Annotated in this window: 27 protein-coding genes; 19 read left to right on the top strand and 8 right to left on the bottom strand. The window is 35.5% G+C overall.

Annotation, left to right across the window (positions count from 1 at the left end; translation table 11 throughout):
* The first annotated feature begins 23 nt into the window (after positions 1-23).
* From Q9B79_RS12645 to murC, 4 genes are all read left to right on the top strand, one after another.
* A complete protein-coding gene (locus Q9B79_RS12645) occupies positions 24-962 on the top strand; it encodes an N-acetylmuramoyl-L-alanine amidase (protein ID WP_306184651.1) in 939 nt (312 codons plus the stop codon).
* A gap of 155 nt (positions 963-1,117) precedes the next feature.
* On the top strand, positions 1,118-4,819 hold the full coding sequence (locus tag Q9B79_RS12640) for a DNA translocase FtsK (protein WP_306184649.1): 3,702 nt from the start codon (positions 1,118-1,120) through the stop codon (positions 4,817-4,819).
* 61 nt (positions 4,820-4,880) lie between these two features.
* Positions 4,881-5,999, top strand: a complete 1,119-nt coding sequence (locus Q9B79_RS12635) for a nicotinate phosphoribosyltransferase (protein WP_071726009.1) — start codon at positions 4,881-4,883, stop codon at positions 5,997-5,999.
* A gap of 252 nt (positions 6,000-6,251) precedes the next feature.
* On the top strand, positions 6,252-7,562 hold the full coding sequence (murC, locus tag Q9B79_RS12630) for a UDP-N-acetylmuramate--L-alanine ligase (RefSeq protein WP_306184645.1): 1,311 nt from the start codon (positions 6,252-6,254) through the stop codon (positions 7,560-7,562).
* Between the two features lie 54 nt (positions 7,563-7,616).
* Here murC and Q9B79_RS12625 read toward each other — a convergent pair whose 3' ends face one another.
* Positions 7,617-8,279: a hypothetical protein gene (locus tag Q9B79_RS12625; RefSeq protein ID WP_306184643.1), complete on the bottom strand. Its 663-nt coding sequence runs from the start codon at positions 8,277-8,279 to the stop codon at positions 7,617-7,619.
* Positions 8,276-8,620, bottom strand: coding sequence for a PadR family transcriptional regulator (locus Q9B79_RS12620; protein ID WP_306184641.1), 345 nt, complete (start codon positions 8,618-8,620; stop codon positions 8,276-8,278). The genes Q9B79_RS12625 and Q9B79_RS12620 overlap by 4 nt, the downstream gene beginning before the upstream one ends.
* Positions 8,621-8,743: 123 nt before the next feature.
* Between Q9B79_RS12620 and Q9B79_RS12615 the strand changes: the two genes are divergently transcribed.
* The 7 genes from Q9B79_RS12615 (at position 8,744) to Q9B79_RS12585 (ending at position 12,255) form a co-directional block, all read left to right on the top strand.
* On the top strand, positions 8,744-9,157 hold the full coding sequence (locus Q9B79_RS12615) for a MerR family transcriptional regulator (RefSeq protein ID WP_306184639.1): 414 nt from the start codon (positions 8,744-8,746) through the stop codon (positions 9,155-9,157).
* Positions 9,147-10,052 (top strand): DMT family transporter, encoded by a 906-nt coding sequence (locus tag Q9B79_RS12610; RefSeq protein ID WP_306184638.1) that lies wholly within the window; start codon positions 9,147-9,149, stop codon positions 10,050-10,052. Before Q9B79_RS12615 ends, Q9B79_RS12610 begins: the two co-directional genes overlap by 11 nt.
* Positions 10,053-10,108: 56 nt before the next feature.
* Complete coding sequence (locus tag Q9B79_RS12605; protein WP_306184637.1) at positions 10,109-10,657, top strand: GNAT family N-acetyltransferase; 549 nt, start codon at positions 10,109-10,111, stop codon at positions 10,655-10,657.
* Positions 10,654-11,145 carry a GNAT family N-acetyltransferase gene (locus Q9B79_RS12600; protein WP_242269440.1) on the top strand — a complete coding sequence of 164 codons (492 nt, stop codon included), beginning with the start codon at positions 10,654-10,656 and terminating at the stop codon, positions 11,143-11,145. Before Q9B79_RS12605 ends, Q9B79_RS12600 begins: the two co-directional genes overlap by 4 nt.
* Before the next feature lie 75 nt (positions 11,146-11,220).
* The gene (locus tag Q9B79_RS12595) at positions 11,221-11,625 is read left to right on the top strand and encodes a PH domain-containing protein (protein WP_306184634.1); all 405 of its coding nucleotides are present in this window, start codon (positions 11,221-11,223) and stop codon (positions 11,623-11,625) included.
* Complete coding sequence (locus tag Q9B79_RS12590) at positions 11,622-11,804, top strand: hypothetical protein (RefSeq protein ID WP_306184632.1); 183 nt, start codon at positions 11,622-11,624, stop codon at positions 11,802-11,804. Before Q9B79_RS12595 ends, Q9B79_RS12590 begins: the two co-directional genes overlap by 4 nt.
* 16 nt (positions 11,805-11,820) lie before the next feature.
* Entirely contained in the window at positions 11,821-12,255 is a 435-nt protein-coding gene (locus Q9B79_RS12585; RefSeq protein WP_306184630.1) for a hypothetical protein, read from the top strand.
* Between the two features lie 35 nt (positions 12,256-12,290).
* Here Q9B79_RS12585 and Q9B79_RS12580 read toward each other — a convergent pair whose 3' ends face one another.
* Positions 12,291-13,406 (bottom strand): aminopeptidase, encoded by a 1,116-nt coding sequence (locus tag Q9B79_RS12580; protein WP_000654739.1) that lies wholly within the window; start codon positions 13,404-13,406, stop codon positions 12,291-12,293.
* A gap of 187 nt (positions 13,407-13,593) precedes the next feature.
* Here Q9B79_RS12580 and Q9B79_RS12575 point away from each other — a divergent pair, with 187 nt between their 5' ends.
* From Q9B79_RS12575 to ccpA, 4 genes are all read left to right on the top strand, one after another.
* Positions 13,594-14,106, top strand: coding sequence for a DUF948 domain-containing protein (locus Q9B79_RS12575; RefSeq protein ID WP_306184628.1), 513 nt, complete (start codon positions 13,594-13,596; stop codon positions 14,104-14,106).
* Positions 14,106-14,432: a bacillithiol system redox-active protein YtxJ gene (gene ytxJ / locus Q9B79_RS12570; protein ID WP_001057466.1), complete on the top strand. Its 327-nt coding sequence runs from the start codon at positions 14,106-14,108 to the stop codon at positions 14,430-14,432. The genes Q9B79_RS12575 and ytxJ overlap by 1 nt, the downstream gene beginning before the upstream one ends.
* 117 nt (positions 14,433-14,549) lie before the next feature.
* Positions 14,550-15,566: a CamS family sex pheromone protein gene (locus tag Q9B79_RS12565; RefSeq protein WP_306184626.1), complete on the top strand. Its 1,017-nt coding sequence runs from the start codon at positions 14,550-14,552 to the stop codon at positions 15,564-15,566.
* A 526-nt stretch (positions 15,567-16,092) separates the two neighbouring features.
* Positions 16,093-17,091, top strand: a complete 999-nt coding sequence (gene ccpA / locus Q9B79_RS12560; protein WP_306184624.1) for a catabolite control protein A — start codon at positions 16,093-16,095, stop codon at positions 17,089-17,091.
* 34 nt (positions 17,092-17,125) lie between these two features.
* On the opposite strand, the gene Q9B79_RS12555 is transcribed toward ccpA, so the two are convergent.
* Together Q9B79_RS12555 and Q9B79_RS12550 are read right to left on the bottom strand one after the other, a co-directional pair.
* A complete protein-coding gene (locus Q9B79_RS12555) occupies positions 17,126-17,488 on the bottom strand; it encodes a DUF4288 domain-containing protein (protein ID WP_306184819.1) in 363 nt (120 codons plus the stop codon).
* A 1-nt stretch (position 17,489) separates the two neighbouring features.
* Positions 17,490-17,726, bottom strand: a complete 237-nt coding sequence (locus tag Q9B79_RS12550; protein WP_306184622.1) for a DUF3949 domain-containing protein — start codon at positions 17,724-17,726, stop codon at positions 17,490-17,492.
* Positions 17,727-17,926: 200 nt separating this feature from the next.
* Here Q9B79_RS12550 and Q9B79_RS12545 point away from each other — a divergent pair, with 200 nt between their 5' ends.
* Positions 17,927-18,199, top strand: coding sequence for a DUF3917 domain-containing protein (locus Q9B79_RS12545; RefSeq protein WP_306184620.1), 273 nt, complete (start codon positions 17,927-17,929; stop codon positions 18,197-18,199).
* 49 nt (positions 18,200-18,248) lie between these two features.
* Here Q9B79_RS12545 and mscL read toward each other — a convergent pair whose 3' ends face one another.
* The 3 genes from mscL to Q9B79_RS12530 all read right to left on the bottom strand — a co-directional run bounded on the left by mscL (position 18,249) and on the right by Q9B79_RS12530 (position 20,862).
* Positions 18,249-18,647 carry a large-conductance mechanosensitive channel protein MscL gene (gene mscL, locus Q9B79_RS12540; RefSeq protein ID WP_000267003.1) on the bottom strand — a complete coding sequence of 133 codons (399 nt, stop codon included), beginning with the start codon at positions 18,645-18,647 and terminating at the stop codon, positions 18,249-18,251.
* Positions 18,648-18,775: 128 nt separating this feature from the next.
* A complete protein-coding gene (locus Q9B79_RS12535; protein WP_306184617.1) occupies positions 18,776-19,702 on the bottom strand; it encodes a Gfo/Idh/MocA family protein in 927 nt (308 codons plus the stop codon).
* 71 nt (positions 19,703-19,773) lie between these two features.
* Positions 19,774-20,862, bottom strand: a complete 1,089-nt coding sequence (locus Q9B79_RS12530) for a response regulator (RefSeq protein WP_306184615.1) — start codon at positions 20,860-20,862, stop codon at positions 19,774-19,776.
* A 323-nt stretch (positions 20,863-21,185) separates the two neighbouring features.
* Here Q9B79_RS12530 and Q9B79_RS12525 point away from each other — a divergent pair, with 323 nt between their 5' ends.
* From Q9B79_RS12525 to Q9B79_RS12515, 3 genes are all read left to right on the top strand, one after another.
* Positions 21,186-24,182 (top strand): isopeptide-forming domain-containing fimbrial protein, encoded by a 2,997-nt coding sequence (locus Q9B79_RS12525; protein WP_306184613.1) that lies wholly within the window; start codon positions 21,186-21,188, stop codon positions 24,180-24,182.
* Between the two features lie 39 nt (positions 24,183-24,221).
* The gene (locus Q9B79_RS12520; protein WP_306184611.1) at positions 24,222-25,883 is read left to right on the top strand and encodes a SpaH/EbpB family LPXTG-anchored major pilin; all 1,662 of its coding nucleotides are present in this window, start codon (positions 24,222-24,224) and stop codon (positions 25,881-25,883) included.
* A 90-nt stretch (positions 25,884-25,973) separates the two neighbouring features.
* Positions 25,974-26,798: a class C sortase gene (locus Q9B79_RS12515; protein WP_306184610.1), complete on the top strand. Its 825-nt coding sequence runs from the start codon at positions 25,974-25,976 to the stop codon at positions 26,796-26,798.
* Positions 26,799-26,870 lie beyond the last annotated feature (72 nt).

Raw genomic sequence — 26,870 nt, 5'->3', positions numbered from 1 at the left:
GTGCAAAGTGATGGGAGAAAAGCATGAAGTATATAAAAATAATGAGTATGATTGCATGCATTGGCATATATATGGGCGGTTGTTCGCAAGAAGAGCCGAAAAAAGAAGTAACATCTTCTATGAAGGAAAAAATCAAAGATAACAAGGAAGACGCACCGGTAGAAAAGCAGCAAGAAGAAACGCAAGCGGTTCAAACGAATGAGCAAGTAGAGCAGAAGCAGGAGGAAGTGCCGACCGAAGAAAAGAAAGAGGAATCGCCGCCAGTGCAGCCAACTGAGAAACCGCTACAAAGTAATGAACAAAAAGTAGAGAGTAATGAAAAACAAGAAAAGTTTCTTGTCGTTATTGATCCGGGGCATCAACAAAAAGCGAACTTAAATTTAGAACCGATTGGGCCAGGAGCAGCGACGCAAAAATATAAAGTGACAGATGGTACAACTGGTGTTGTGACGAAAAAAAGAGAGGCTGTTCTTGTATTAGAAATGGCTTTCGTATTAAAAGAAAAGTTAGAAGCAAAAGGAATGCAAGTATTAATGACGAGAACGTCACAAGATGTTGATATAAGTAATAAAGAACGTGCGACATTGGCGAATGATCATAAGGCAAATTTATTTTTACGTCTTCATGCAGATGGTTCTGAAAATCCAAATCAAAGTGGATTTGCTGTATTGACACCAGCAGAAGGAAGTCCATATACGAAAGAAATTTATGCGGAAAGCCTTCAAATCTCTCAAACGATCGTAAATAAAATGAGAGAGAATAAGCAAGTGAAAGTAAATGGAATTAAATTTAGGGATGATCTTTCTGGATTTAATTGGTCCAAAGTACCTGGCGTACTATTAGAACTTGGATTTATGTCAAACCCTGAAGAAGATAAAAAATTATCTGACCCGCAGTATGTAAATTCTTTATTACAAAGTGTAACGGATAGTGTAGGTGAATATCGGAAGAGTAAAGCTTAAACGCAGTCTTACATGTAAGACTGCGTTTTTCCATATGAAAACACTCGTAAATTAGAATATTATGGATAAATATGACATGCTTAATTTTACCTGCACTTTTTGCCGAATGCTGATACAATAAAGGATGTTACTATTTAGTAGAAAGAGTGGTAAGCATGTTAGATTGGATGAAAAAGCTGTTTAACAAAGAGGAAGAACAAACAGCGATGAATAAAGAAGTACCAAAGCAAGTTGAAAGTCAGCCGAAAATTCCTCGTGTAAACCACTACACTGAAGCAAGAGAAGCACAAATGGCAAGTAGGAATGCAGGTAAATGCCGTTTTCCATTAGTACCGGATAATGGGTTCGATGAAGAGGATGTTATAGAAACAGGGCATTTTGAAGAACAACCTGTTCAAGCTGTAACATATGAAAATCAGCCTACTCCAAGAGGAATCAAGGTGGAAAGAAGTAGACGACAGTATGTGGAGAAGGTAGTTTCTACATATGAAGAGCCGGAAATGCAATATGAACCGGAGCGAGAGCCTGTCGTAAAGAAAGCATCTGCACCTACGCAAGAAAGTAACCGTAGACCATTTCGTCCGACAGAAATGATTTCGCCAATTTACGGATATAATCGTCCTTCAGTAGAGAAAAAGGTAGAAAAGCAGGAGGAAGAAAAGGAAAGAGAAGACCTTGAAATATCTGTAGAGGGCAAATCAGTCGTTGATGCATGGTTAGAGAAAAAAGGATATACATTATCTCATTTCTCAGAAGGACAAGCGCAGACCTCTTCCAGTCATAAAGGAGTTGATCAGCGAGATCAACAAAGTAAAAAGGAAGAAAAGTCAGTTGTTGATCAATGGCTAGAGAAAAACGGTTATGAAATTGAACGCCAAGAGCCTATAGTAGAAGAAAAAGAAGTGGTTCAAGAAATGAGTGCACCGCAGGAAGTTCCAGCGGCTGAATTACTTCATGAAACAGTTGCTGAGCGTATGGAAGATACGGAGCAAGAAAAAGATGTAGTGGCCCGAAACATTCTACAAGAGGAATTAGTAGATTCTAAAGTAGAGCACGAGGATACAATATTATCAGAAGAAACTAAACGTAATACAGAAATAGAACAACCTACTATTGAAGTAGAAGAGCAATCTCCAGAAGAATCAGTGATTGTCAAAGCAGAAGGAAAACTGGAAGAAACAATCATTGTGGAAATACCAGAAGAAGTGGAAGTAATTGCAGAAACAGAAGAGTCAGAAGAAGTGGAAGTAATTGCAGAAACAGAAGCGCCAGAAGAAGTGGAAGTAATTGCAGAAACAGAAGCGCCAGAAGAAGTGGAAGTAATTGCAGAAGCGGAAGAAACAGAAGAAGTGGAAGTAGTTGCAGAAGCGGAAGAAACAGAAGAAGTGGAAGTAATTACAGAAGCAGAAGCGCCAGAAGAAATAGAGCCTGTAGCATTTGAGGAAACACAGCAAGAAATGGTGTTAAATGAAGCCATTGAACAAAAGAATGAATTTATACATGTTGCTGAGGCTGATGAACAAACGAAGAAAGATGTTCAAAACTTTGCGGATATTTTAATTACAGAAGAGCAACCAGTTGTAGAAGAAGCACCGGTCGCAGAAGAAGCAGCGATTGCAGAAGAGCAACCAGTTGTAGAGGAAGCAGCGATTGCAGAAGAGCAACCAGTTGTAGAGGAAGCAGCGATTGCAGAAGAGCAACCAGTTGTAGAGGAAGCAGCGATTGCAGAAGAACAACCAGTTGTAGAAGAAGCAGGGATTGCAGAAGAGCAACCAGTTGTAGAGGAAGCAGCGATTGCAGAAGAACAACCAGTTGTAGAAGAAGTAGCGATTGCAGAAGAACAACCAGTTGTAGAAGAAGCAGGGATTGCAGAAGAGCAACCAGTTGTACAAAAAGAGGAACCAAAACGTGAGAAAAAGCGTCATGTACCATTCAATGTTGTTATGTTGAAACAAGACAGAACGAGATTAATGGAAAGACATGCGGCTAGAGCAAATACAATGCAAACTTCTATGAGTGAACGAGTAGAGAATAAGCCTGTACAACAAGTAGAAGAAAAGCCAATGCAACAAGTGGCAGAGGAACCACAAGTGGAAGAAAAAACAATGCAGCAAGTGGTGGTAGAATCACGAGTGGAAGAAAAGCCAATGCAGCAAGTGGTGGTAGAATCACGAGTGGAAGAAAAGCCAATGCAGCAAGTGGTGGTAGAATCACAAGTGGAAGAAAAGCCAATGCAACAAGTGATAGTAGAACCACAAGTGGAAGAAAAGTCAATACAACAAGTGATAGTAGAACCACAAGTGGAAGAAAAGTCAATACAACAAGTAGTGGCAGAGCAAGTACAAAAGCCAATTTCAAGTACGGAAGTAGAAGAGAAAGCATATATTGTAAATCAAAGAGAGAACGATATGCGAAATGTATTACAAACACCACCGACATATGCGGTTCCACCATTAACATTACTATCGATTCCGCAGCAAGCGGCGTTAGATAATACGGAATGGCTGGAAGAACAGAAAGAATTATTAAATACTACGTTTAATAATTTCCACGTTGGCGCACATGTTATTAATGTATCGCAAGGTCCAGCAGTCACTCGTTTTGAAGTACAGCCAGACCCAGGTGTGAAAGTAAATAAAATTACAAATTTAAGTGATGATATTAAGTTAAGCTTAGCGGCGAAAGATATTCGTATTGAAGCACCGATTCCAGGGAAGAGTGCGATTGGAATCGAAGTTCCAAATAAAGAAAGTAAGCCAGTATTTCTTCGTGAAATTTTAAGAAGTCCTGTGTTTACGAAGAGCGAATCACCGCTTACAGTTGCGCTAGGACTTGATATTTCAGGTGACCCAATTGTAACGGATATTCGAAAAATGCCACACGGACTGATTGCAGGTGCAACCGGTTCGGGTAAAAGTGTGTGTATTAACGCAATTTTAACGAGCATTTTATATAAAGCAAAACCACATGAAGTGAAGTTAATGTTAATCGATCCGAAGATGGTTGAGCTTGCACCATACAATTCTGTTCCTCATCTTGTCGCACCTGTTATTACGGATGTAAAAGCTGCGACAGCTGCATTAAAGTGGGCAGTTGAAGAAATGGAGCGCCGTTATGAATTGTTTGCGCACGCAGGTGCTCGTGATTTAACTCGCTACAACACGATTGTAAGTGAGCGAGAAATTCCGGGAGAAACATTACCTTATATCGTTATTGTCATTGACGAGTTAGCTGATTTAATGATGGTAGCACCTGGTGATGTTGAGGAAGCGATTTGTCGTATTGCGCAAAAAGCACGTGCTTGTGGTATTCATTTATTAGTAGCGACGCAGCGTCCATCTGTAGATGTTATTACAGGTTTAATTAAGTCAAACATTCCAACGCGTATTGCGTTTACTGTATCATCTCAAGTTGATTCGCGTACGATTATTGATATTGGTGGTGCGGAGAAATTACTTGGCCGTGGTGATATGTTATTTTTAGGGAACGGTACATCTAAGCCTGTTCGTGTACAAGGTGTATATGTATCGGATGATGAGATTGAAAAGACAGTTGATCATGTGAAAAAGCAAATGAAGCCGAATTACTTATTTAAGCAAGAGGATTTATTAGCGAAAACAGAACAGGCTGAGTCGGAAGACGAATTGTTCTTCGAAGCATGTCAATTTGTTGTAGAACAAGGGGGAGCGTCCACATCTTCTGTACAGCGAAAATTCCGCATCGGTTATAATCGCGCGGCACGTCTCATTGAAGAGATGCAATCGCAAGGAATTATTTCTGAAGCAAGAGGAACGAAACCAAGAGATGTCCTTATTTCTGAGGATGAATTCGCTGCTATGCAGGAAACAAATGTATAGTAAACGGTTTTGCTGTATACTAAGAGAAAATGTTGGATAGTAAAGTAGGGAGTAAAGCGACATGAAAGAAATTGAATTAAAATTAAAAGGTGAAATAAATAGACTAACAAATAGAACATTTAAATTTGACGAACGCGTTGGAGAAGGTTGGTTCTCTGCCGTTTACTTTTTAAAGACTAGAGAAATCATTGAAGAATTTCGCCCGAAAAGTGTTGTAACGATGCAATTTTTCCAAAAGGAAAATGCAGTTCTTTGCGGAACAGATGAAGTGATTGCATTGCTACAAACATTCGCTAAAAATCCTGAGGAACTTGAAATTAACTCTTTAAAAGATGGCGATAAAATTAGTCCATTTGAAACAGTGTTAACAATTCATGGTCCTTATGAAAATTTCGGATTTTTAGAAGGTGTCATTGATGGAATTTTAGCTCGTCGTACATCAGTTGCGACAAACGTTTATAACGTTGTCCAAGCTGCGCGTAGCGTAGATAAAGAAAAACCAGTTATTTTCATGGGAGACCGTGACGATCATTATACACAACAAGCTGGTGACGGTTATGCAGCATACATCGGCGGTATGAGCGCACAAGCGACGCATGCAATGAATGAATGGTGGGGCAAAAGTGGTATGGGGACAATGCCTCACGCATTAATTCAAATGTTTAATGGTGATGTTGTGGAAGCGGCAAAAGCATATCATAAGAAATTCCCAGAAGATGAATTAGTTGTATTAATTGATTACAATAATGATGTCATTACAGATGCACTTCGCGTAGCACGTGAATTTGGATCAACATTAAAAGGTGTACGTGTAGATACGTCGCGCACGATGATTGATCAATACTTCATTCGTCACCCAGAAGTACTTGGAACATTCGACCCACGTGGTGTAAACCCATCGCTTGTATTCGCACTTCGTAAAGCACTTGATGAAGAAGGATTCCAGCATGTAGATATCGTTGTAACTGGTGGATTTGATGAGAAGCGTATTCGTGAATTTGAAGCTCAAAACGTACCTGTTGATATATATGGAGTAGGAAGTAGCTTATTAAAAATGAATATTGGCTTTACTGGTGATAACGTAGAATTAAATGGAAAACCAGAAGCGAAAGCTGGTCGTAAATATCGTCCAAACCCACGTTTAGAGCGTGTTCAATTAGAAAAAAGAGAAGATATGTAAAAGAGAGAAAAACTGATAGGTGATTGACCCTATCAGTTTTTCTGTTATCATAGTATAGCGGCTTCTTTTTTGCTATAATGGATTTGTTATGGACATAAAAAAGCAGTACGTACGAGTTTATCCTGATAAGTGAAGGGAAGAATAACTTCACTACATCAAAAATGTATGATGATTACCAAAATAAGAAAAGATTCATATACTGTCTTATAGATAGGCCGTTGTATTAGTTCGAAATGTTGGAGGTTCTTTAAGATGACAGTTTACCATTTTGTAGGAATTAAAGGAACAGGAATGAGTTCATTAGCGCAAATTCTTCATGACATGAAGCATACTGTTCAAGGGTCTGATTATGAAAAACGTTTCTTTACACAAACAGCGTTGGAAAAGCGCAATATCTCGATCCTTCCTTTTGATAAAAATAATGTAAAAGAAGGACAAGTGATTATTGCAGGAAATGCATTTCCTGATACGCATGAAGAAATTGAAGCAGCAAAAGAATTAAACATCCCAGTACATCGTTACCATCACTTCTTAGGTGACCTTATGAACCAATACACAAGTGTTGCTGTAACTGGTGCGCATGGAAAAACATCAACAACTGGTTTGTTAGCCTATGTAATGCAAGGTGCACACCCTACATCTTACCTTATTGGAGATGGAACAGGGCATGGGGTAGAAAATAGTAAGTATTTTGTATTTGAAGCTTGTGAGTATCGTCGTCATTTCTTGTCTTACAATCCAGACTATGCGATTATGACAAACATTGATTTTGATCATCCAGATTATTTCACAGATATCAATGATGTATTCAGTGCATTCCAAGAGATGGCATTGCGAGTGAAAAAAGGCATTATTGCATGTGGAGATGATGAAGAACTTCAAAAAATTCAAGCGAAAGTACCTGTTATTTTCTATGGATTTGGAGAAGATAATGATTTCCAAGCACGTAACATTCAAAAGAGAACAGATGGTACTATTTTCGATGTATTCGTTCGTAATACGTACTATGACACGTTCAAAATTACAGGATACGGCAACCACAGCGTATTAAATGCATTAGCAGTAATCGCACTTTGCCATTATGAAAACGTTGAGGTAGAAGCAGTTAAGCATCAGCTAACAACTTTTGAAGGCGTAAAACGTCGCTTTAATGAAAAGCCGATGGGAGAGCAAGTGATTATCGATGACTACGCACACCATCCGACAGAAATTAATGCAACGCTTGAAGCAGCTCGTCAAAAACATCCAGAGCGTGAAATTGTCGCTGTATTCCAGCCACATACATTCTCACGTACAGAAAAGTTCTTAGATGAGTTTGCTGAAAGCTTAAGCAAAGCTGACCAAGTATACTTATGTGATATTTTTGGATCGGCACGCGAAAACAAAGGTGAATTAACAATCGAAGATCTGCAAAAACGTATTGACGGTGCAGAACTAATTACAGATACAACAACGGATGTATTAAAGAAACATAAAAACGGCGTTCTAATCTTCATGGGCGCAGGAGACATCCAAAAATTCGAAGCAGCTTACGTAAAAGAAGTTCAAGTTGCAGAGAAGTAAGAGAAAAGACGCATAGCTGTGGCTGTGCGTCTTTTTTATTGTGTTCGATATATTTTAAAAAGCGTTAATATGTTGATATTGTTTATTCTTTTTGTATAGTTGTTTTAATAAAAAGATATATAGTGAACTAAAAAGTACATATCCAATTAAATAATAGAATGAAAACATATCGAATTGTTTTGTGATTATAATTCGAATCGCGAAAAAGGTGAATGGGAGAGCAATTAACAGTCTTGAACTGATGAAAATAATTGTTTTAAAGTATTTTAATAAATCTGTATTCCAATGGTTTTCTCTACAGATGAACCAAATGTTGCTTGCGATAAAGGCTAGTAAAAATGGTAAATTAGCAGAAAAATTTATAAAACCGAGTACAATAGGCACGGATAAAGCGCCGAGTGGACCAATAGATAGGCCGGAATAATATTTAATAAATGTATTTGTAGATTGCTGTGCAGCCTGAATAACATCTGTATATTCTCCTGCAATTTCCTTTGCTAATTCTTTTGGAGGAAGGAATTCTTCAATTACTTGTGAAGGGATGATTTCTAATGGTATCCCTTCACTTTCTTTACATAATGCATTTTCATATAAATCGGATTTAATCTCTAGCACATGTTGTTCTCTTGCTGAGATAGGTAAGTTCATTAAGCCTTTGTCGAAATCCTGTAAAAATGAAGTAATGAGTTCATTTGAAAAGAATTGTTCCTTGTTCATTTTTTATCCTCTCCTTTAGCTAGTAACATTAGAGCATGATACACTGCATCATAATCATGTAAGCGACTATGTAAAATTTCTCTCCCTTCGTCTGTAATACGATAGTATTTTCTTTTTGGACCATCGCCGGACTCTTCCCAATAGGAAACAGCCCAATTGTTTTTCGTGATTCGATTTAATATAGGATAAATTGAGCCGTTTGGAATATGAAACACAGGGATACCTTGTAATGAACTTGTAATTTCGTATCCGTACATAGGTTGTTTACTTATTAAAGACAAAATAGCAAGATCAAAAACACCTTTACGTAATTGAATTATAAAATTATCATTTTTTTCCATACTTTAACTATATATGATTCATATCTAGATATCAATCGTATATAGTTGTTTTTTTATTTATGTATTGACCTAGAGTTAACTCTAGGTTGTAAGATGAAAATGTAAAAACAAGGGGGAGAGAACATGTATAAAATCGGTGAAGTAGCAGAGTTAACTGGGATGGGTATTCATACTTTGCGTTACTATGAGAAATTAGGATTATTACCACCACCAACGCGAAATAGCGGGATCCGCCAATATACAGAAGGTGATGTACGCCTTTTAAAATTTTTATATTCGTTAAAACAAACTGGAATGTCATTAGAAGAGATGGCTCAGTTTGCAAGTGATGGATGTATTATAGAGGAAATTAGGCAGAGAAAAGAGGAAGTGCCAGCGAAAGTAAAAAAGAGAATTTCACTTTTAACAACCCACTTGAAGCGATTAAAAGAACAGCAGGAACAATTGCAAAAAGTTGTTCAGCTAACGGAGGAGAAGCTAGAAATTTATTACGGTTTTCTAGAAGGGGAAAATTCGGAGGGTGACAATGAAAAATAAAGTATACGCTCAGCTACTTGGATTTGCGATTTTCACTGGTGGGACATTTAATGCTTCGAAATATGCTGTGCAGTATTTCGAAGCAATTCATATAGCAGCATGGCGCTTTGGAGTTGCTGCATTTGTAATGTTATGTTTGTTAAAAATACGAAAAGATTTTGAGGTAGAGGTATGGAGGGAGAATAAGGTTTATTACTTTTTACTAGGTATTGTTGGTGTATTCGGTTTTAACTTCTTTTTCTTTTTAGGTATGAAACATACAGAAGCTATGAATGGTGCACTGATTATGGCGACGAACCCGCTCGTTACGACGCTATTAGCAAGTTTTATTTTACGAGAAAAAATTATAAAACGCCAAGGTATTGGGATGTTACTTGCATTACTTGGTGTTGTTTTTGTACTGACAAAAGGTTCGTTTACGATAATACAAAACTTATCATTTTCAAAAGGAGATTTTTATATTTTATTAGGGAATATTTGTTGGGCTTTATACGGTGTACTAGGCAGAAAGTTTATTAAAATTAATAGCCCAATACAAACGACGACATACACAATGACTATTGGTGCTATCGCCTTTATGATCATATCTTTCACTCAAAAAAATATAGTACCAGTTTCGGAAATTCCTTTGTTAGCTTGGGGAGCGATTCTTTTTATGGCAATTGGAATGAGCGTGCTTGGTTATTTATGGTGGAATAATGGAATTGCTCAAATTGGAGCAGCAAGGACATCTTTATTTTTTAATTTAGTGCCTGTTGTTACAATGATTATTTCTTTTATTGAAGGAGTAAATATAACACCTGCACAGTCTGTAGGAATGATATTAGTTGTTACGGGTGTATTGTATTCTTCTAATTTTATGCAAATAAAACCGGAAAAAAGTGTGAATATTTAACAATTTACATCTAGAAGTGTTAGAATAATAAGAAAACTAAAAGGGAGCTAAAAAACATGTTCACACTTCGAGTAGACGATGAAATCGAATTACAGTTATTAGAGAAGCATCATAAGGAGGAACTATATCAATTAATAGACCAAAATCGTAATCATTTACGAAGATGGCTTCCTTGGGTAGATGGGACGAAATCTGCTGATGCGTATGATGAAATTTGCCCGATGTGGTTAAAGAAGTTTGCAGAGGGAGACGGTTTTGAAAGTGGTATACGTTACAAAGGAAAGCTCGTTGGGATGGTAGGCATTCATCCAGTAAGCTGGGGGAAGAAAGCAGCAAGTCTCGGATATTATCTTGCAGAAGATGCTGGCGGGAAAGGTATTATGACGCGTAGTGTGAAGGCTGTACTTCACTATGCATTTGAGAATTTGAAATTAAATAAAATGGAAATTAGATGCGGTGTTGAAAATGTGAAAAGCCGGGCTATTCCAGAGCGTTTAGGTTTTAAGTTAGATGGTATTTTAAGAGATGATGAATGGCTATACGATCATTTTCAAGATATCGCTGTATATAGTTTGCTAGCTTCAGAGTGGAAGGAGATTCGATGAACGAGAAGATACGCATTATTCCGTATGAAAGTACGTTTCAAGATGAAGTAGTAGATCTTATCGTTCATATTCAGCAAAAAGAGTACAATGTCTCCATTACGAAAGAAGAGCAGCCAGACCTGCTTGAAATAGGAACATTTTATCAAAGGAATCATGGCAACTTTTGGGTAGCCACTTATGATGATAAAGTAGTTGGAACAGTAGCTTTATTAGATATTGGGAACGATCAAGTAGCGCTAAGAAAAATGTTCGTAAAAAAAGAATTTCGCGGAAAAGAGTGGGGCGCATCACATAAGTTGCTCCAAACAGCAATTTCGTGGGTTGAGAATAAAAAGCTGAAAGATATTTACTTAGGAACGACAGTGAAATTTTTAGCGGCGCATCGCTTTTATGAAAAGAATGGTTTTCAAAGTGTGAGTATAGACGAGTTGCCGAAAAACTTTCCAGTGTTACAGGTAGATAAGAAATTTTATAGGTACATCGTGTAAAAGGTCATTCCGAAATGGCCTTTTTTTATGAACTAAAATGGAAAAAGTGGTATAATTTAGGTTAGGGGTGCATGTATGAACATTCCGATTCAAAGAAGTAAATCGGTAGTCATTTTCGTTTGTCTCACGTTAGTTTTTATGTTCGTATATCCACTTGTCATGATTGTCACAAATAAAGAGCAGTGGATGTCAGCGTTAATTGGAATGGGTTTATGCTTCCTTGTAAATGTACCACTCGTTTGGGAAGTATTTATTAAAAAGCATAGAGTAGAAAATGGTGTATTAAAGTACGGCATTTTAAATGACGATATCGTATTGAAAGAGATACGAATCATTCGTCAAGTTGGGAAAAATCTTGAAATTACAACGAATGCGTATAAAGTACATATGGTTGCGATGCCGCAGGATATGAATGAATTTTTGGCGCTTATTGAGAAAGAGAATTCACATGTGAAAATAGAAATGGTAGGTAAAAAATGAAATATGTAAAACCTTTGTTTTGTCTAGAAATATTGCTGGTGCTTGCTATTTGCACTAGAGTATATATGAAATGGGATCTGCCCTTATATGTGCCAATCTTAATATGTACTATCGCAGTAGCACTTTTATATTATTTTCATTTTCAGCAAACAAAAAGCAAGGAAAGTAGCTCTATATAGTGTAGGAGGGGTAGAGATGAAAAAAGTCCGTATGTTGTTTTTGCTTCTGCTAACCGCATCCGTTCTTTTAATAGGATGTAGTGCGAAGAAGGAAAAGGCTAATATGAACTTAGAAAAGGCACAAAAGGTTGAGATTGAATCACTTACAGATTCAAGTGATAAAAAAGTAATGACCGATAAGAAAGAAATTGAAAAGCTGTTTGAAGTCATGAAAATGGATAAGTGGGAAATGCAATCGGCTCCTTTAGATACTCAGCAAGGGAAAACATTTAAAATGTATCAAGAGGATACAACAAAATTATCAGAGTCGAGTAAAGATAAAAAGGAATTACATGAAATAGGTACGATGACAGTATATAAAGATGTTCCGTATGTTGAAGTTGAAATGAAAAATAAGAAGATGAGTTTTAAAGTGCCAGAAGATGTGGTGAAAGACTTATTAAAGTATTAAAAAACGCTCGGAGAACATTCCGAGCGTTTTTATTATTATTTTAAGTTCTCTGGATTTAGAGCTTCTAATTCAGGTACAACGAAGCGTCCGTCTTTACGGATTAGTACGTCGTCGAAGTAAATTTCGCCGCCTCCGTATTCAGGGCGTTGGATGCATACTAAATCCCAGTGAATGTTCGAGTTGTTGCCGTTCCATGCATCGTCGTAAGCCTGTCCAGGAGTGAAGTGGAAGCTGCCATCGATTTTTTCATCGAATAGGATGTCTCCCATTGGATGTAAGATGTATGGATTTACGCCGATTGCAAACTCACCAACATAGCGTGCGCCTTCGTCTGTATCGAAGATTTTGTTAATGCGTTCTGTATCGTTTGCAGTTGCTTCAACGATTTGACCGTTCTCAAACTTAAGTTGTACATTTTCAAATGTATAGCCGTTGTAAGGAGATGGTGTGTTGTAAGAAACTGTACCGTTAACAGAATCGCGAACTGGTGCAGAATATACTTCACCGTCTGGAATATTTAAATGACCTGAGCATTTAATAGCTGGAATGTCTTTAATAGAGAATGTTAAGTCAGTTCCAGGACCAGTTAAACGAACTTTATCTGTTTTATTCATTAATGTAACAAGGCTATCCATCGCCTTATCCATTTTACCGTAGTCTAAGTTACAAACTTCGAAGTAGAAGTCTTCGAAAGCTTCTGTGCTCATTTTAGCAAGCTGCGCCATAGAAGCATTTGGGTAGCGAAGAACAACCCAGCGTGTTTTCGGAACGCGAATGTCTCTATGAACTTTCTTACCAACTGTTTGACCATGAATTTGCATTCTTTCACTTGGTACGTCAGCTTGTTCGTTAATGTTATCGCCAGAGCGAAGACCGATATAAGCGTCCATATCTTTCATTACGCTCGCTTCATATGCAGCGATTTGTTCAAAATGTTCTTCAGTAGCACCCATTAATAAAGAGCGATCTACTTGATGATCTTTTAAAGAAACGAATGGGAAACCACCAGCTGCATATGCTTCTTTTACAAGTGCAGTTACAAGTTCTTTTTGTAAGCCAAAGTTTTCAATTAATACTTTTTCGCCTTTTTGTAAGCGGATAGAGTAGTTAATTAAATTGTATGCTAACTTTTCAATGCGTGGATCTTTCATATGTAAAGCCCCCCTACTAATTATGTATCCTCTCCTATTGTAACCTACTTAGTGGAATTTGTTGAATCATTTATGTTAAAGTTAACGAATAAGTATGAAAATTCTAATGAGAAGATAGGGATTAGAACGAAACGGAAAATGATTGTATAATAGGGGAAAGTATGAAAAAGATAAAGGAAGTGATGAAATGCAAGTTCTTTTATATGTAAGTGCGACTATTATAGCGGTTGCTTTCGCTGTATTAGTAGTATATGTATGTAGAACGTTGTTATCGGTTCAGAAGACGTTAGAAAACGTTGCAAGCACGTTAGAAGGTTTAGAAAAGCAAATGCAAGGGATTAGCGTAGAGACGGAGCAATTATTACATAAAACAAATGCGTTAGCTGATGATATTCAACAGAAGTCACAATCGTTAAATAAAGTAGTATCGGGTGTAGATGGAATTGGAACGACAATCCACTCTTTAAATACGAAACTTCGTAATGTATCAGAGTCTGTTACGGATGAAATTGAAAATAATGCGGATAAAGTAGCGCAAGTTGTACAGTGGAGTAGCGCAGCAATTGAAGTATACAATCATTATCGTGCGTCAAGACAAGAGAAAAAGATTGAAAAAGAAGAGCGTAAATTAGAAAGACTTGAGAAAAAAGCTGAAAAGAAAGAGAAGCGCTCTAGACTTCGTATGAGAGGTGAATCGTAATGAATATGACAAAACTTGAAACAATTGAAGAGCTTGAAGTATTAGTAGAAAAAAACGAGCCGTATGTTCTTTTTAAACATAGTACGACATGCCCGATTAGTCATGGTGCCTATACAGAATTTCAAGCGTATTGCAGTGAAGAAAGAGCGGTACCAGCGTATTACTTATACGTGCAAGATGCGAGAGATGTTTCGAATCGTGTTGCAGAACAGTACAGCATTAAACATGAATCTCCGCAAGTGTTATACATAAAAGATGGGATGGTAGTATGGAATACGTCTCATTGGAACATTAAAAAAGACGCTTTAGAAGAGAATATTAAGTAAAAAGAAGCAAGCAAAAGGTGCTTGCTTCTTTTTTTTGTTTTTGTTGAAATATATTTAATGGTACACTGTTATTAGTTCAAATTAAATAACTAGATTGTTGAAAGTAGGTTTTAAGTAATGAAGAAAATGGCATTATCTTTCGCGGTCGTAAGTTTATTACTAGGAGCTTGTAGTAATGATACGATTAGTAAGAAGGATGAAGTTATACAGAAGGATACGAAAGAAAAAAGCATGATCCCGAGAACTGCTGTTTCTAAAGATTATTATAGAACTGTAATTCCTTTAAAAGAACAAAAGGTTATAAATACAGCTAATCTAAAAACAAATTCTAAATTAGATTTAGCAGAGTATGAAAATGGTTTAATGAATATTGCAAAAGAGCAATTTGATACAGAAAATCACGTACTACAATTAAATCAGTATATTCCGGAGAAGCTAGTTGATGAATTAGTCGCAAAAGTAGAAGCACCCGTTTTGACAAATATTATAGAACAAGACTATTTCGGGAAGCAGAATTCAAACGAACTAAGTTTATCTGGTGTTATGATCGGGTTAGCAATGTCGTCAAGTGTATCAAATGAAGAAGCAATGTCTAAGGGTACTGAAGTTGCCAAGCAACTTATTGAAGCTATTAATAAAAATGACAAGTATAACAAATCTCCAATTACGTTTGCTATCTTTAAGCAAGAAAGTACAAGTTCTTTGAAAAATGGTACATATATTGCTAGCGCTACCGTTCAAAAGAATGATACGAATCTTGGACAATGGAACACGATTGAAGAAAAAGCATATTCATATCCTTCTGATGAATTTAAACAAGAACATGGAGAAGATAGTGAGAAAATAGATAAATTTTCCAAGGAAATGAAAGGTTTTTCTACTGGAGATTTCATCCCAGTAAATGCTAAAGTTTCTTATAAGAAAAATCAAATGGATACATTAAATATGAATATTGTTATTAAATATAACGGTAAAACAGAATTAATGGCTCTTACTCAACTGGCTGCTCAAAGTATGTTAGAAAAGTTACCTAAAGATGCAAAAGTACAATTGCAGATAAAGTCTGAAAGTAAAATCGAGGCAATTATCATAAAAGAGAAAAACAGCGATAAACCGTTCGTTTCCTTCTTATAAAAAAAGACAGTGTTTAAACTGTCTTTTTTTATTGCAAGTGCAAATGTACGATGGGAAAGAGCGCGTCATATTTATGCTGTGCCGATTTTAAAGGAAGAAATATATTTACCCCTCTTGTTCTCGATGTAACGTATTCTACAGGGCGCCACGTACCTTCAGATCCAGCACATCAAATGATTATCATTGTCGTTTACTGTCAGTAAGTCGGTATATTCGAAAAATCGCCGATATAAATTTCATTCACTATCGTACTGCTTAAAATAAGGTTTCTACTTATGAAACATCTATATTTTTACAAAAAATACCCTTTTTTTCATGAAAAATACGAAAATACGAGAAAAGAAGCGAATTTTTTCGAAACTTTTGCGGGAAAATATTGTATGACCCTGCGTTTTTATCGTATCATTAGTAAAAGGAAGAACTCGGGACGATTGGTGGCATCTGCAAATAGAGTTGATGTCTTTTTTTCATTCAAGTAACCGATACATAAAAATAGATAACAAAAATAGAAGGAGTGTGCGATGAGATGAACGTAACAATATATGATGTAGCGCGCGAAGCGAACGTTTCAATGGCTACCGTATCACGCGTTGTGAACGGTAACCCAAATGTAAAGCCTACAACAAGAAAGAAAGTATTAGAAGCAATTGATCGTTTAGGATACCGCCCAAATGCGGTAGCACGTGGATTAGCAAGTAAGAAGACAACTACGGTAGGTGTTATTATTCCTGATATCTCAAATACGTTTTATGCAGAACTTGCTCGTGGAATTGAAGATATCGCAACAATGTACAAATATAACATCATTTTAAGTAACTCTGACCAAAACAAAGAGAAAGAGTTCCATTTATTAAATACGATGCTTGGAAAACAAGTGGACGGAATTGTTTTCATGGGTGAAGATATTACAGATATTCACATTGAAGAATTTAAAAAGTCTCCAGTACCAATCGTATTAGCAGCGTCATTTGATGAGCAAAATGAAACGCCATCAGTAAATATCGATTATACACAAGCAGCTTACGATGCAATGAAGCACTTTATTGAACAAGGACATAAGCGTATCGGTTTCGTCTCTGGTCCTTTCATTGATAAAGCGGGAAGCGCGAAGAAATTACAAGGTTATAAAAAAGCTCTAGAAGAAGCAGGTATTTCATATGATGAAAATCTTGTAATAGATGGAGATTACACATATGATTCAGGTATCGAAGCATTCGAAAAGCTTTGGGGCCTTGATGAGAAGCCGTCAGCAATCTTCGTATCTTCTGACGAAATGGCACTAGGTGTAATCCACGCAGCACAAGACGCTGGATTAAACGTACCAACTGATGTAGAAGTACTTGGATTCGATAATACACGCCTTGCATTAATGGTTCGTCCGCAACTTTCAACAGTTGTACAACCGATGTATGATATCGGTGCAGTAGCAATGCGTCTATTAACAAAGTATATGAACAAAGAAAAAGTGGAAGATCACACTGTTATCTTACCTCACCGTATCCAATTTAGAAATTCAACGAAGTAAGTATAAAAAGGCTCACAGCATTTGCTGTGAGCTTTTATTTGTATTCAGGATAGTATGCTTTTAATACGGAATCCACCGTTTCATTTTTCTTAACGTGTACAAATCTTGCGTATAACTCTGTTCCTGTTTCAAATGAAGTATCATTTAATTCAAATACATGTATCACTTTCCGAAACTTCCATGTGACTTGTTCACCATACACATTATCATATGATTCTTCAGAGTGTATAGCTATCTTTTTACCTAATTCATGAGCTTCCTCTAGGTCATTTGCTTTAACAAGGATAATACTTTCTTCAAAAAGTGTATCGTGATTTTCTTCATAATGCTCATCAATTTTCGTAGGATCAGGTTTACCAGAATGAACAGATTCAAACAATAATTTTACAGCGTACATATTATGCTGCATGTTTCACTCTATAAATAATACTTGCGACAAGCGAAGCAGGTATTGTGAATATGTTACTTTGATAGTGATAATGTATTTGGGATTCTTCATAAGACATGTTGTCATATAGTTCGTTTTGTGACACATTCATTTTTTTCTGCTTTTCTTTGAGCATCTTAATATAGTTATACTGTATTGGGACGAGAATGATGAAATAAGCTAATACGATTAGTGAAATCCAAATCATTATGAACACTCCCTTATAAAGGATATTTATATATAATAATTATATCGATTTATATGAAAAATATCCATTTATTTCTAGTGGTCAATTTCCTTTCCAAAATGCCGTTGTTCCTTGTTATATGTCACATAAGTGGAAATTTACCTATTATAGGGCAATGTCATGTATAATAGAAAGAAAAGGCTTGTGAGGGGGGAGAAGAGATGATCGTTCTTTGGATAATTACGCTTTGTATGACTGCTATTTTTGCATATATGACGTTAAAACAAAATGGTTTAAAGCGATTTGTTCCAGGAAGTATTCTTGCAGGAATTGCCCTTATCACGTATGTAATTTCTATTTTTATTGAAAGTGTATCAGTGGACATGAGCACAAGTTTAATGTTTATCGGTATTACACTATTTGCAGGTAGTGTAATGGTACTTATGGTTGCTGGTATTATTTTATTTATTCATATGAATTCGGAAACGTTATAGCATATAGAAAAGGCATGTCCCCTTGGGACATGCCTTTTTATCCGTTCAATTATGCTCTATCTTTAGAAGAATTTTGTTGCTTTAATAAGTCGCGAATTTCGCCAAGAAGTTCTTCTTCTTTTGTTGGTTCTGGAAGTTCTTCTTCTTTTTCTTCTTCTCTCTTAGATGTTAGTTTGTTGAATACTTTAACGAACATAAAGATAGCCGCTGCAATAATTAAGAAATCAAAAATAGTTTGGATGAAGTTACCATACATAATAGATGATTTACCGAATGTAATTTTTAAATCTGTAAAGTCAACGCCACCTAATACCATACCAAGTAATGGTGTGATGATATCTTTTACTAAAGAACTAACGATTTTACCGAATGCAGCACCGATTACAACCCCGACAGCTAAATCGATTACATTCCCTTTGAATGCGAATTTTTTAAACTCGTTCCACATGTGTTAATCCCACCCTTTCCACGATTCATTATGAAATTTATAATTCCTATCAACATATTCTATAGAAATTTACGAGAGAAATAAAGAGGATATGGGAATGAAAGTAAATTCTGAAAAATGTATCCGTTTTAATTTTTGTTTACATCGTTCAGTAGAGATTGCAGCAGTTGCTGCGTTTTTAATCCTTCTAATCCATCTACAACAGGCTTTGTATCCCCGTGTACACATTGAATAAAATGATGAACAGCATCTTCAAAACCACGTTGTTTTAACGTCGTATCCCATGATGGCGAACCAATTTGAGAAACTGAATTTTCCTGTTCAACTTCAAATGTGTTCATATTTTTTACGCGAATGATTTTTCCTGTTGTGACAAGTTCAACTTGTTCTAAATTTGTACCGGCATGGCGATGCATTGCGGTAGAAAGTAACATTCCATTTGCAGTTGTATATGTATGATGTCCGTAAAGAAGTTCATTCTTTTCATTGATTTGCATCATATTATGAACGACGTTAAGCTCGTCGTTAGCTAACCAGCGAGCAGTATCTACAATATGTAAGTAATCATCTAACATCGTAAAGTCGTACGTATAGGGTCCGACTTTATTTGTACGATGCTTTTCAATTCGAATCCATGAAATATTATGAGCTTGCTCTTTTGCCGCAACATACATAGGAACGAAGCGGCGATTAAATCCAACCATTAACTTTCGGTTATACTTTTCGCTCAACTCAACTAGTTTCTCAGCTTGTTCCACTGTAGCAGCTAGCGGCTTATCAACATAAACATCGATTCCTTTTTTCAGAAGTTCAGAAACAATTTCATAATGCGATGCAGTTGAACTATGAACGAAGATTGCATTACATTCTGAAGCTAACGTTTCAATAGAATGGAAGTCTTGTATGCGGTATTGCTGGCAAACTTGTTTTCTTTTCTCAGCGTTAGGTGTAAACGCCCCTACAAAATTCCAATCTGTTTCTTTTGTAAGTGTTGGAAGGTAGGCTTTTTGTGCGATACTTCCAAGTCCAATCATCCCAATTTTAGGTTTATTCATATGTATTCCCACCCTATTAATAGTAATGTAACGGGTTAAATGTAGCATAGGGTGGGGGAGGAAGGCAAAAATTAAATAGTAGTCATTTCGCTATCACTTAATAATTTATGTAGTACTTTTTCTTGATTCCTTTTTGCTACTTTATTCCCTGTTTTTTCATATAAGGTAATTAAATATTCATATGTACTTTCTTCGAAAGGATTAATAGATTGCAAATGTATACAAATATCAATTGCTTCATTATAACTTTCGTTTCTTATATAAAAATGAAACAGAGACAAGGCATGTTGAAAATATAAATTTTGTAATCTTGTCCTTTCTCCTTCGCTCCACCAATAGTCTGTACCACTAAAATAATCCCCATGATATAAAGCGAGAAATGTAATGTATTCCCCTATTGTATCGTTGTATATTTCTTTTGGCAGGGCTGTAGCTGCTTGATCAAATATATCGACATCAATAAGAATGTTTTGTAATTCAAGTTTATATCCATCATTTACTCGGGTAATATTCATGTCCATTTCATAAGAATGGATGGTTCGGCGAATTTGATATATAGCTGAATGCAAGTTTACTCTCGCTTGCTCTAAATCGATACTAGGCCATAGTAATTCAATTAAAGTATCTCTATTAATAGTTTTATTTCGATTATGAACTAAATATAGAAATAATTCTTTTGCTTTTTTTGTACGCCATTTTTCTACAGGAACTTTTTTATTTGTTTTGTAATTTACATAATGTAATTCACCAAGGCAATTGAGTATTGAAGTTTGTATTTTAGGAAGAGCTGACTTTGTGTTCATAGTATTTTGCATAAGTCGCTCAATTGTGTTATGTAATCTTTCCCTCGTAATTGGCTTCATGATGTAATCTAATGCATAAATTTCAAATGCCTCAACCGCATAACCTTCGTATCCAGTAATGAAAACTATTTTAATATTCTTATGCTTTAATTGAAGTTCTCTTGCTAACATAACACCATTTTTTTCAGGCATTTCAATGTCAAGAAAAGCAACGTCAATTGTATGACTTTCGCTATAAAGATTAAGAGATTCATATTCATTAAAGCAAACAATATCATGAAAAATTTGAAGTTCTTGTAACATCTTTTCGAGTCTTTGGAGTATCAATGGTTCATCATCAATAATAATTGCTCTCATCATTCATTACCTCCTTCTTACATGTAACTCTCATATGTTAAGTCAGACCATGTTATGAATAAATTTTTAAATCAAATCGCCTATTTTTTTGTTAAGCAATTTTGAAGCGAAAATGTTTAACGTAACTATGGATTAATTCTAGTATAAGTGACTTTTAATGATTTGTAATATATAGGGATTTGTTGAAATATATGTGGGTTTCATTTTTTTGTTCAGTTTTTGTTCAGAGTGGAGGTTTATACTGTGGGCGTCAAGGAATTAAATTTAGCGAAAAAGGAGGAAATGGGGCGATATAAATTTATGTTATATGAAAGGATGGAAGAATGAAGAAGAATGTAATACCTTTGCTAATACTTTTACTACTATTTCAAATCGTAAGCCCAGGGATGGTTGCGTTTGCTAATAATATAGTAGAAGCAATAGAGCATAAGGTGACTACTAAGTCGACAGGGAATATGTGTTTAAGGGAGCATGAGGGGGAGTTAACATTTCAATGGCCACGTAATAAAAAGAAAGTGGACCTTGTTATTGTGCAAGATGCAAGTGGTAGTTTTAAAGATACAATCGGAAGTGTTAAAAGTGCATTAAATAAAATTATTGATCAATTAGATCCTCAAAATGATCGAGTAATGGTCACGAGCTATCAAGACTATCGAGGATTTAAAGATAGTAACGGGAATCCACTTTGGGGAGCGAATGGACCGGGAATTAAAACGGTTTTACAAGCGCAATTAAGCAACAGTTTTTCTTCTGCGAAAAATGGCGTTAATAGAATTGAACCGAATAGTGGTACACCCACTGCAAGTGGCCTTCAGTTTGCTTTAAATGAATATGAAAAAGCAAAGGGGCAACCAGACTCAAATAGAGAAGTGATTTTTTTACTTATTACAGATGGTGTTGCTAACGTTAGGAAAGATGGATACATTTACAAGTTAACGAATCAAATCACGGATAGAGTTGATCGATATTATACATCAAGTGAATATGGTCAGGATTATATAGGTGCTTTAAAAGAGGTAACTGGTGAAGCGCAAAAAGTGAAAAATGCAGGCTATAAACTAGTTACGGCTTTTTGGGAAGATAAAGACTCACTTGCAGCACCTACTCAATATTATGATAAATATGAAAGAGAAGTAGGACCATATGCGAGACAGGAATTAAAGAAAATGGCGACGGACCCGGAATGGTTTGTGCTAGCAAATAATATTGAAACATTTACGAAAAACTTAATTGAAACAGTTACAAAGGTTACAAAAAAAGAAAAAGACAAAATGATTTTAGATTTTAATAATGATTTACAAGTGGAAGATGTAAAAGTATTCGGACCGAAAGGATCGAATGCAAAAGCTATTCTACAAGAGAATCAAGTGATTTTAGACTTAGAGAGTCAGCCAGAAGGGGCGTATAAAATCATTTATAAGGTGAAAGAAAAGAAACCTCAATCAAAAGAGTTTAATGTGGCAGGTGGTTATTTTATTTCATCAGATCAAAAAATTGATATTCCAGTAGTGAAGGCTTCTCCAAATGAAAATGCGGAAAAGTGTATTACTGCTGTAACGAAAAAAGTTTCGGATTCAGATCAAAAAATGGTAGATGAGGCATTATTAAATTCATTACATGAAGAATTTGTATACGATGTGAGTTACAATTTTGGATTTGATGCAGAATCGAAACAAGAAATTGTTATACAAGATGACTTAGAAGATATTTTAGAAATCTTAGATGCGAATTTATTGAATGAAAAAGGTGAAGCGGTCAACGTAACGCCGGTTATAGACAAAGAGAGAGCAATTGTAACGTATAAGTTACCGAAACAAAATGATTCGTACGCATATTTAGCTGGTGGACAATATCATTTGAAGATTAAAGCGAAGATAAAGACTGGTACGAATATTGACGTGATTAAAGGTTACTTAGACAAAGGTGGAGTTCCAAATAGCGCAAAGCTTATTTTAGATAATAACCCAGTAATATCGAATAAGGTTGTTGTGAAACCACCGATTGAAGAGCCAAAATTACACAAAACTGTATCGGATGAGGATGAAAAGAACGTAGAAAAGGCTACTTTATCTAATGTAAAAGAGAAATTTATTTGGAATGTGCAATATGAATTTGGAAGTGCACCAAGTGGATACGACTCTATCGTGTTACAAGATGATTTAGAAGATATTTTAGCAATTGTAGATGTAAAAGTTGTAAATAAAAAAGGTGAAGCGGTCAACGTAAAACCTAAAATTGATGCTACTAAGAAACAAGTGGTAATTGAAATACCGAAAAAAGAAGGAAGTTATGCATATTTAACAGATGAAGTATATACGATGCATATTACATCTAAAATTGCTGATGGTGTAAATCAATCGGAATTGGCACGATATATAGTAAACGGCGGAATTCCAAATAAGGCAGAATTGGTTATAAATAATAAGTCAGTAAAATCTAATGAAGTGTATGTTATTCCTCCGAAGGAAAAACCGAAAGTAATAAAAAGCGTTTCTACTCAAAATGAGAAAGAAGTGGAAAAAGCTGTATTGCAAGCGCAAAGTGAAGAGTTTACGTGGAATGTGGAGTACCAATTTGGTAATGATACAACAAAACTGGAGAAAGTTACTCTTCAAGATGATTTAGAGGATATTTTAGAAGTTTTAGATGTGAAACTTATGAATGAAAAAGGTGAGGAAGTTAAAATAACACCTAAAATTGATGAACAAACAAAAAAAGTAACGATTGATTTAGAAAAGAAAGATGGTTCATATTCATATTTAGCCGGGTTAAAGTACACGATGCATATTAAGAGCAAAATAGTAGAAGGTACATCGGCAGAAGTGCTAGCTAAGTATATTGCAAAAGGCGGTATACCAAATATAGCAGAGCTTGTTTTTGATAATAAGCCAATAAGTTCAAATGAAGTAGTTATTATTCCACCATCAATCGGGAAAATTGAAATTGAAAAAGTGGATGCGGAAGATGAAAATGTAAAACTACAACATGCTGAGTTTCTCGTTTTCAATCAAGAAGGAAAAGAGATCGGTAAGCTAACGACAGATGAAAGTGGTAAGGCGAGTTTAGGGGGATTACCATTTGGTAAATATACGATTAAAGAAGTAAAAGCGCCAGATGGTTATATGTTGTTACGTGATCCAATTGAGGTAGAGGTAACGGCATCCACACCAACGCAAAAAATAAAAGTCGAAAATCGAAAAAGTGAGTGGGAAATTCCGAATACGGGCGGAGTAGGAACAAATGTATTTTATTTAATTGGTGCATTTTTAATGCTTTTAATACTACTTGTATTTTTTCGTAGACAAAATAGCAATAACTAGAATAGTAAAAAAATAGAATCGAAAGAGGAGAATTGAAAAATGAAAAAGTTTTTAAGTATGTTTTTAATCGTTATACTTATGTTTTCTTCATTGCCGAGCATATTAACAAAAGCAGAATCGAAAAGTAAAGGTACATTAACAATTCATAAGTTTGAGCAAGATCCTTTTAATGGCCCACTTGTACAAGGAAGTGGTACTACTAATGTACAAATTCCTAAAAATGCGAAACCTTTAGCGGGAGTTACTTTTGAGATTAAACAAATTGCATCATTTGAAAAAATATCAAATGACGGAAAAATTGCAAAGGAAGATGTAAAGCCAGTAAAAGATGCGAAACCAATTCAAGTTACAACGACAGAAGAAGGGATTGCATTTTTTGATAATTTACCAATAGGTCGTTATGAAGTGAAAGAAATTTCTGGACCACCACATGTAAATATCAATCCCAAAACATACACAGTTGATATTCCAATGACGAGTGAAGATGGGAAAGTATTAACATATAATGTTCATATTTATCCAAAGAATGAAACGAAGCGTGGGGCAGTAGAGTTAACAAAATTAGGTGTGAAAGACAAGGTACTTAAAGGAGCAGAATTCTCTTTATTTAAAGAAGATGGTGCAGAATTAGAAAAAGGACTTGTAACAGATGCACATGGTAAAATTCGTATCGGTAATTTACCATACGGGCATTATTACTTTAAAGAAACGAAAGCGCCAGATGGATATGTATTAGATCCAAAAAAGTATGAATTCTTCATTAAAGAATCTGGTGTTCTTAGTGAAGATGGCACAATTACTTCTGGTGAAATTGTTAAAGTTGAAGTGAGGAACTATGAAGAACCAACAATTGATAAGAAGATTAATGGAGATTTAGAGAGTTTACCAATTAATACGAAAACAGATTATAACTATGATATTAAGACATTAATTCCGGAAGATATTAAGGATTATAAATCTTATGTGGTAACGGATGTATTAGATAATCGATTAGAAATTCAAGGGAAACCAGTTGTGAAAATTGATGGTGAAGTTGTAGATACAAGTGTTGTAGAAGTAGTTGTAGATGGGCAAAAAGTAACGGCTACTGTAAAAGATTTCTCAAAATTAAATGGTAAAAAAGAATTTCACTTGCAAATTAAAGCACAGATTAGAGATGGAGTAGAAACAGGAACAGAAATTCCAAATACAGCAAAAATTGAGTTTAAAAATAAAGATGATGTAACAAAAGAAAAAGAAACGAAACCTGTTATCGTTACGCCGACAACGGGTGGCATTACATTAACGAAAGTCGATGGGAAAGACGGAAAGAAATTAGAAGGTGCGGAATTCGAACTGCGAGATAAAAAAGGAAATGCAGTCGAAATTGATGGTAAGAAAGTAGTAGGCACATCTGATAAAAATGGTGTAATTACATGGAATAAAATACCGTATGGTGAGTATCAAATTGTGGAGACAAAAGCTCCAACTTATGAAAAAGAAGATGGGACAACAGGATCATATCAACTATTAAGAGAGCCGATTCATATAACAATTGATGCGAATCATAAAGCAATTGCACTTACTGTAGAAAATAATAAGAGTGGATGGATTTTACCTGCAACGGGTGGCATCGGAACAATGATCTTTACTGTAATTGGTCTTGTATTAATGCTAGCAGCGGCATTTGTATTCTTTAGAAAAAAAGCAGGAAATAATTAAAAGATAGTGGATAGTAAGTAAATATAAAAAGAGGAGAGGAGGATTCCTTTCCTCTTTTTTCGCCATTAGTATTTTTTAGAGGAGGATATGATGAAACGAAATATTATATTTGGCATCATTTTTTTATTGGGACTTTGTATTTTCTTGTATCCGACAGTTAGTAATTGGCTAGCGACGAGGGCACATTACTCAGCAGTTAGTTCGTATGATAAAAAAGTGAAAGAACTTCAGCAAAAAGAAATTGAACGAAGAGGGAAAGAAGCGAATGAACATAATAAAAATGTCCAGACGACTTCACAATCATTTTCGGATCCGTTTAATAAAAAAGGAAGTGAAGAAAGCGAACATTCGTACGCAGATATTTTAAATGTAGGCGAAAGCATGGGGTATATTGAAATTCCTACAATTGATGTTAAGCTTCCCATTTATGCTGGTACATCTGAAAATGTTTTGAGCCGTGGAGTGGGCCATATTAAGGCTTCATCTTTACCGGTAGGGGGCCAAAGTACGCACGCTATTTTAACGGGACATCGTGGTTTACCTTCTGCTTTATTATTTACAGATTTAGATCAAGTGAAGCAAGGAGATACTTTTTATATACATTCGTTAAATAAGGTGCTTGCTTATAAGGTTGATCAAATAAAGGTTGTACTCCCAAATGAGATAAATGATCTATTAGTTGTAAAAGACAAAGATTACGTTACGTTAGTTACATGTACACCGTATGGAGTGAATACACATAGATTGCTAGTTAGAGGAGAAAGAGTACCTTTCGAATTAAAAGAAAAAGAAATTATAAATAAGTCTACATCACCTTTATTAGGAAAACAAATGATAGGCGTATTAATTATTGTAGTTATTATCTTAATTCTTATTTATAGAAGATGGAGAAAAAATAGTAAGGAGGTTTTATAAGAAGATAATTGAATAAATGTAGGAGATAAGTAGTGAATTTGCAAGGTAGAAACAGTTCACAATAATAAATCA

This window comes from Bacillus sp. MHSD_36 (genome assembly GCF_030757775.1).
GTDB lineage: Bacteria > Bacillota > Bacilli > Bacillales > Bacillaceae_G > Bacillus_A.
The sequence above is the reverse complement of the archived record's forward strand: the minus strand, read 5'-3'. Positions and strand labels throughout refer to the sequence as shown.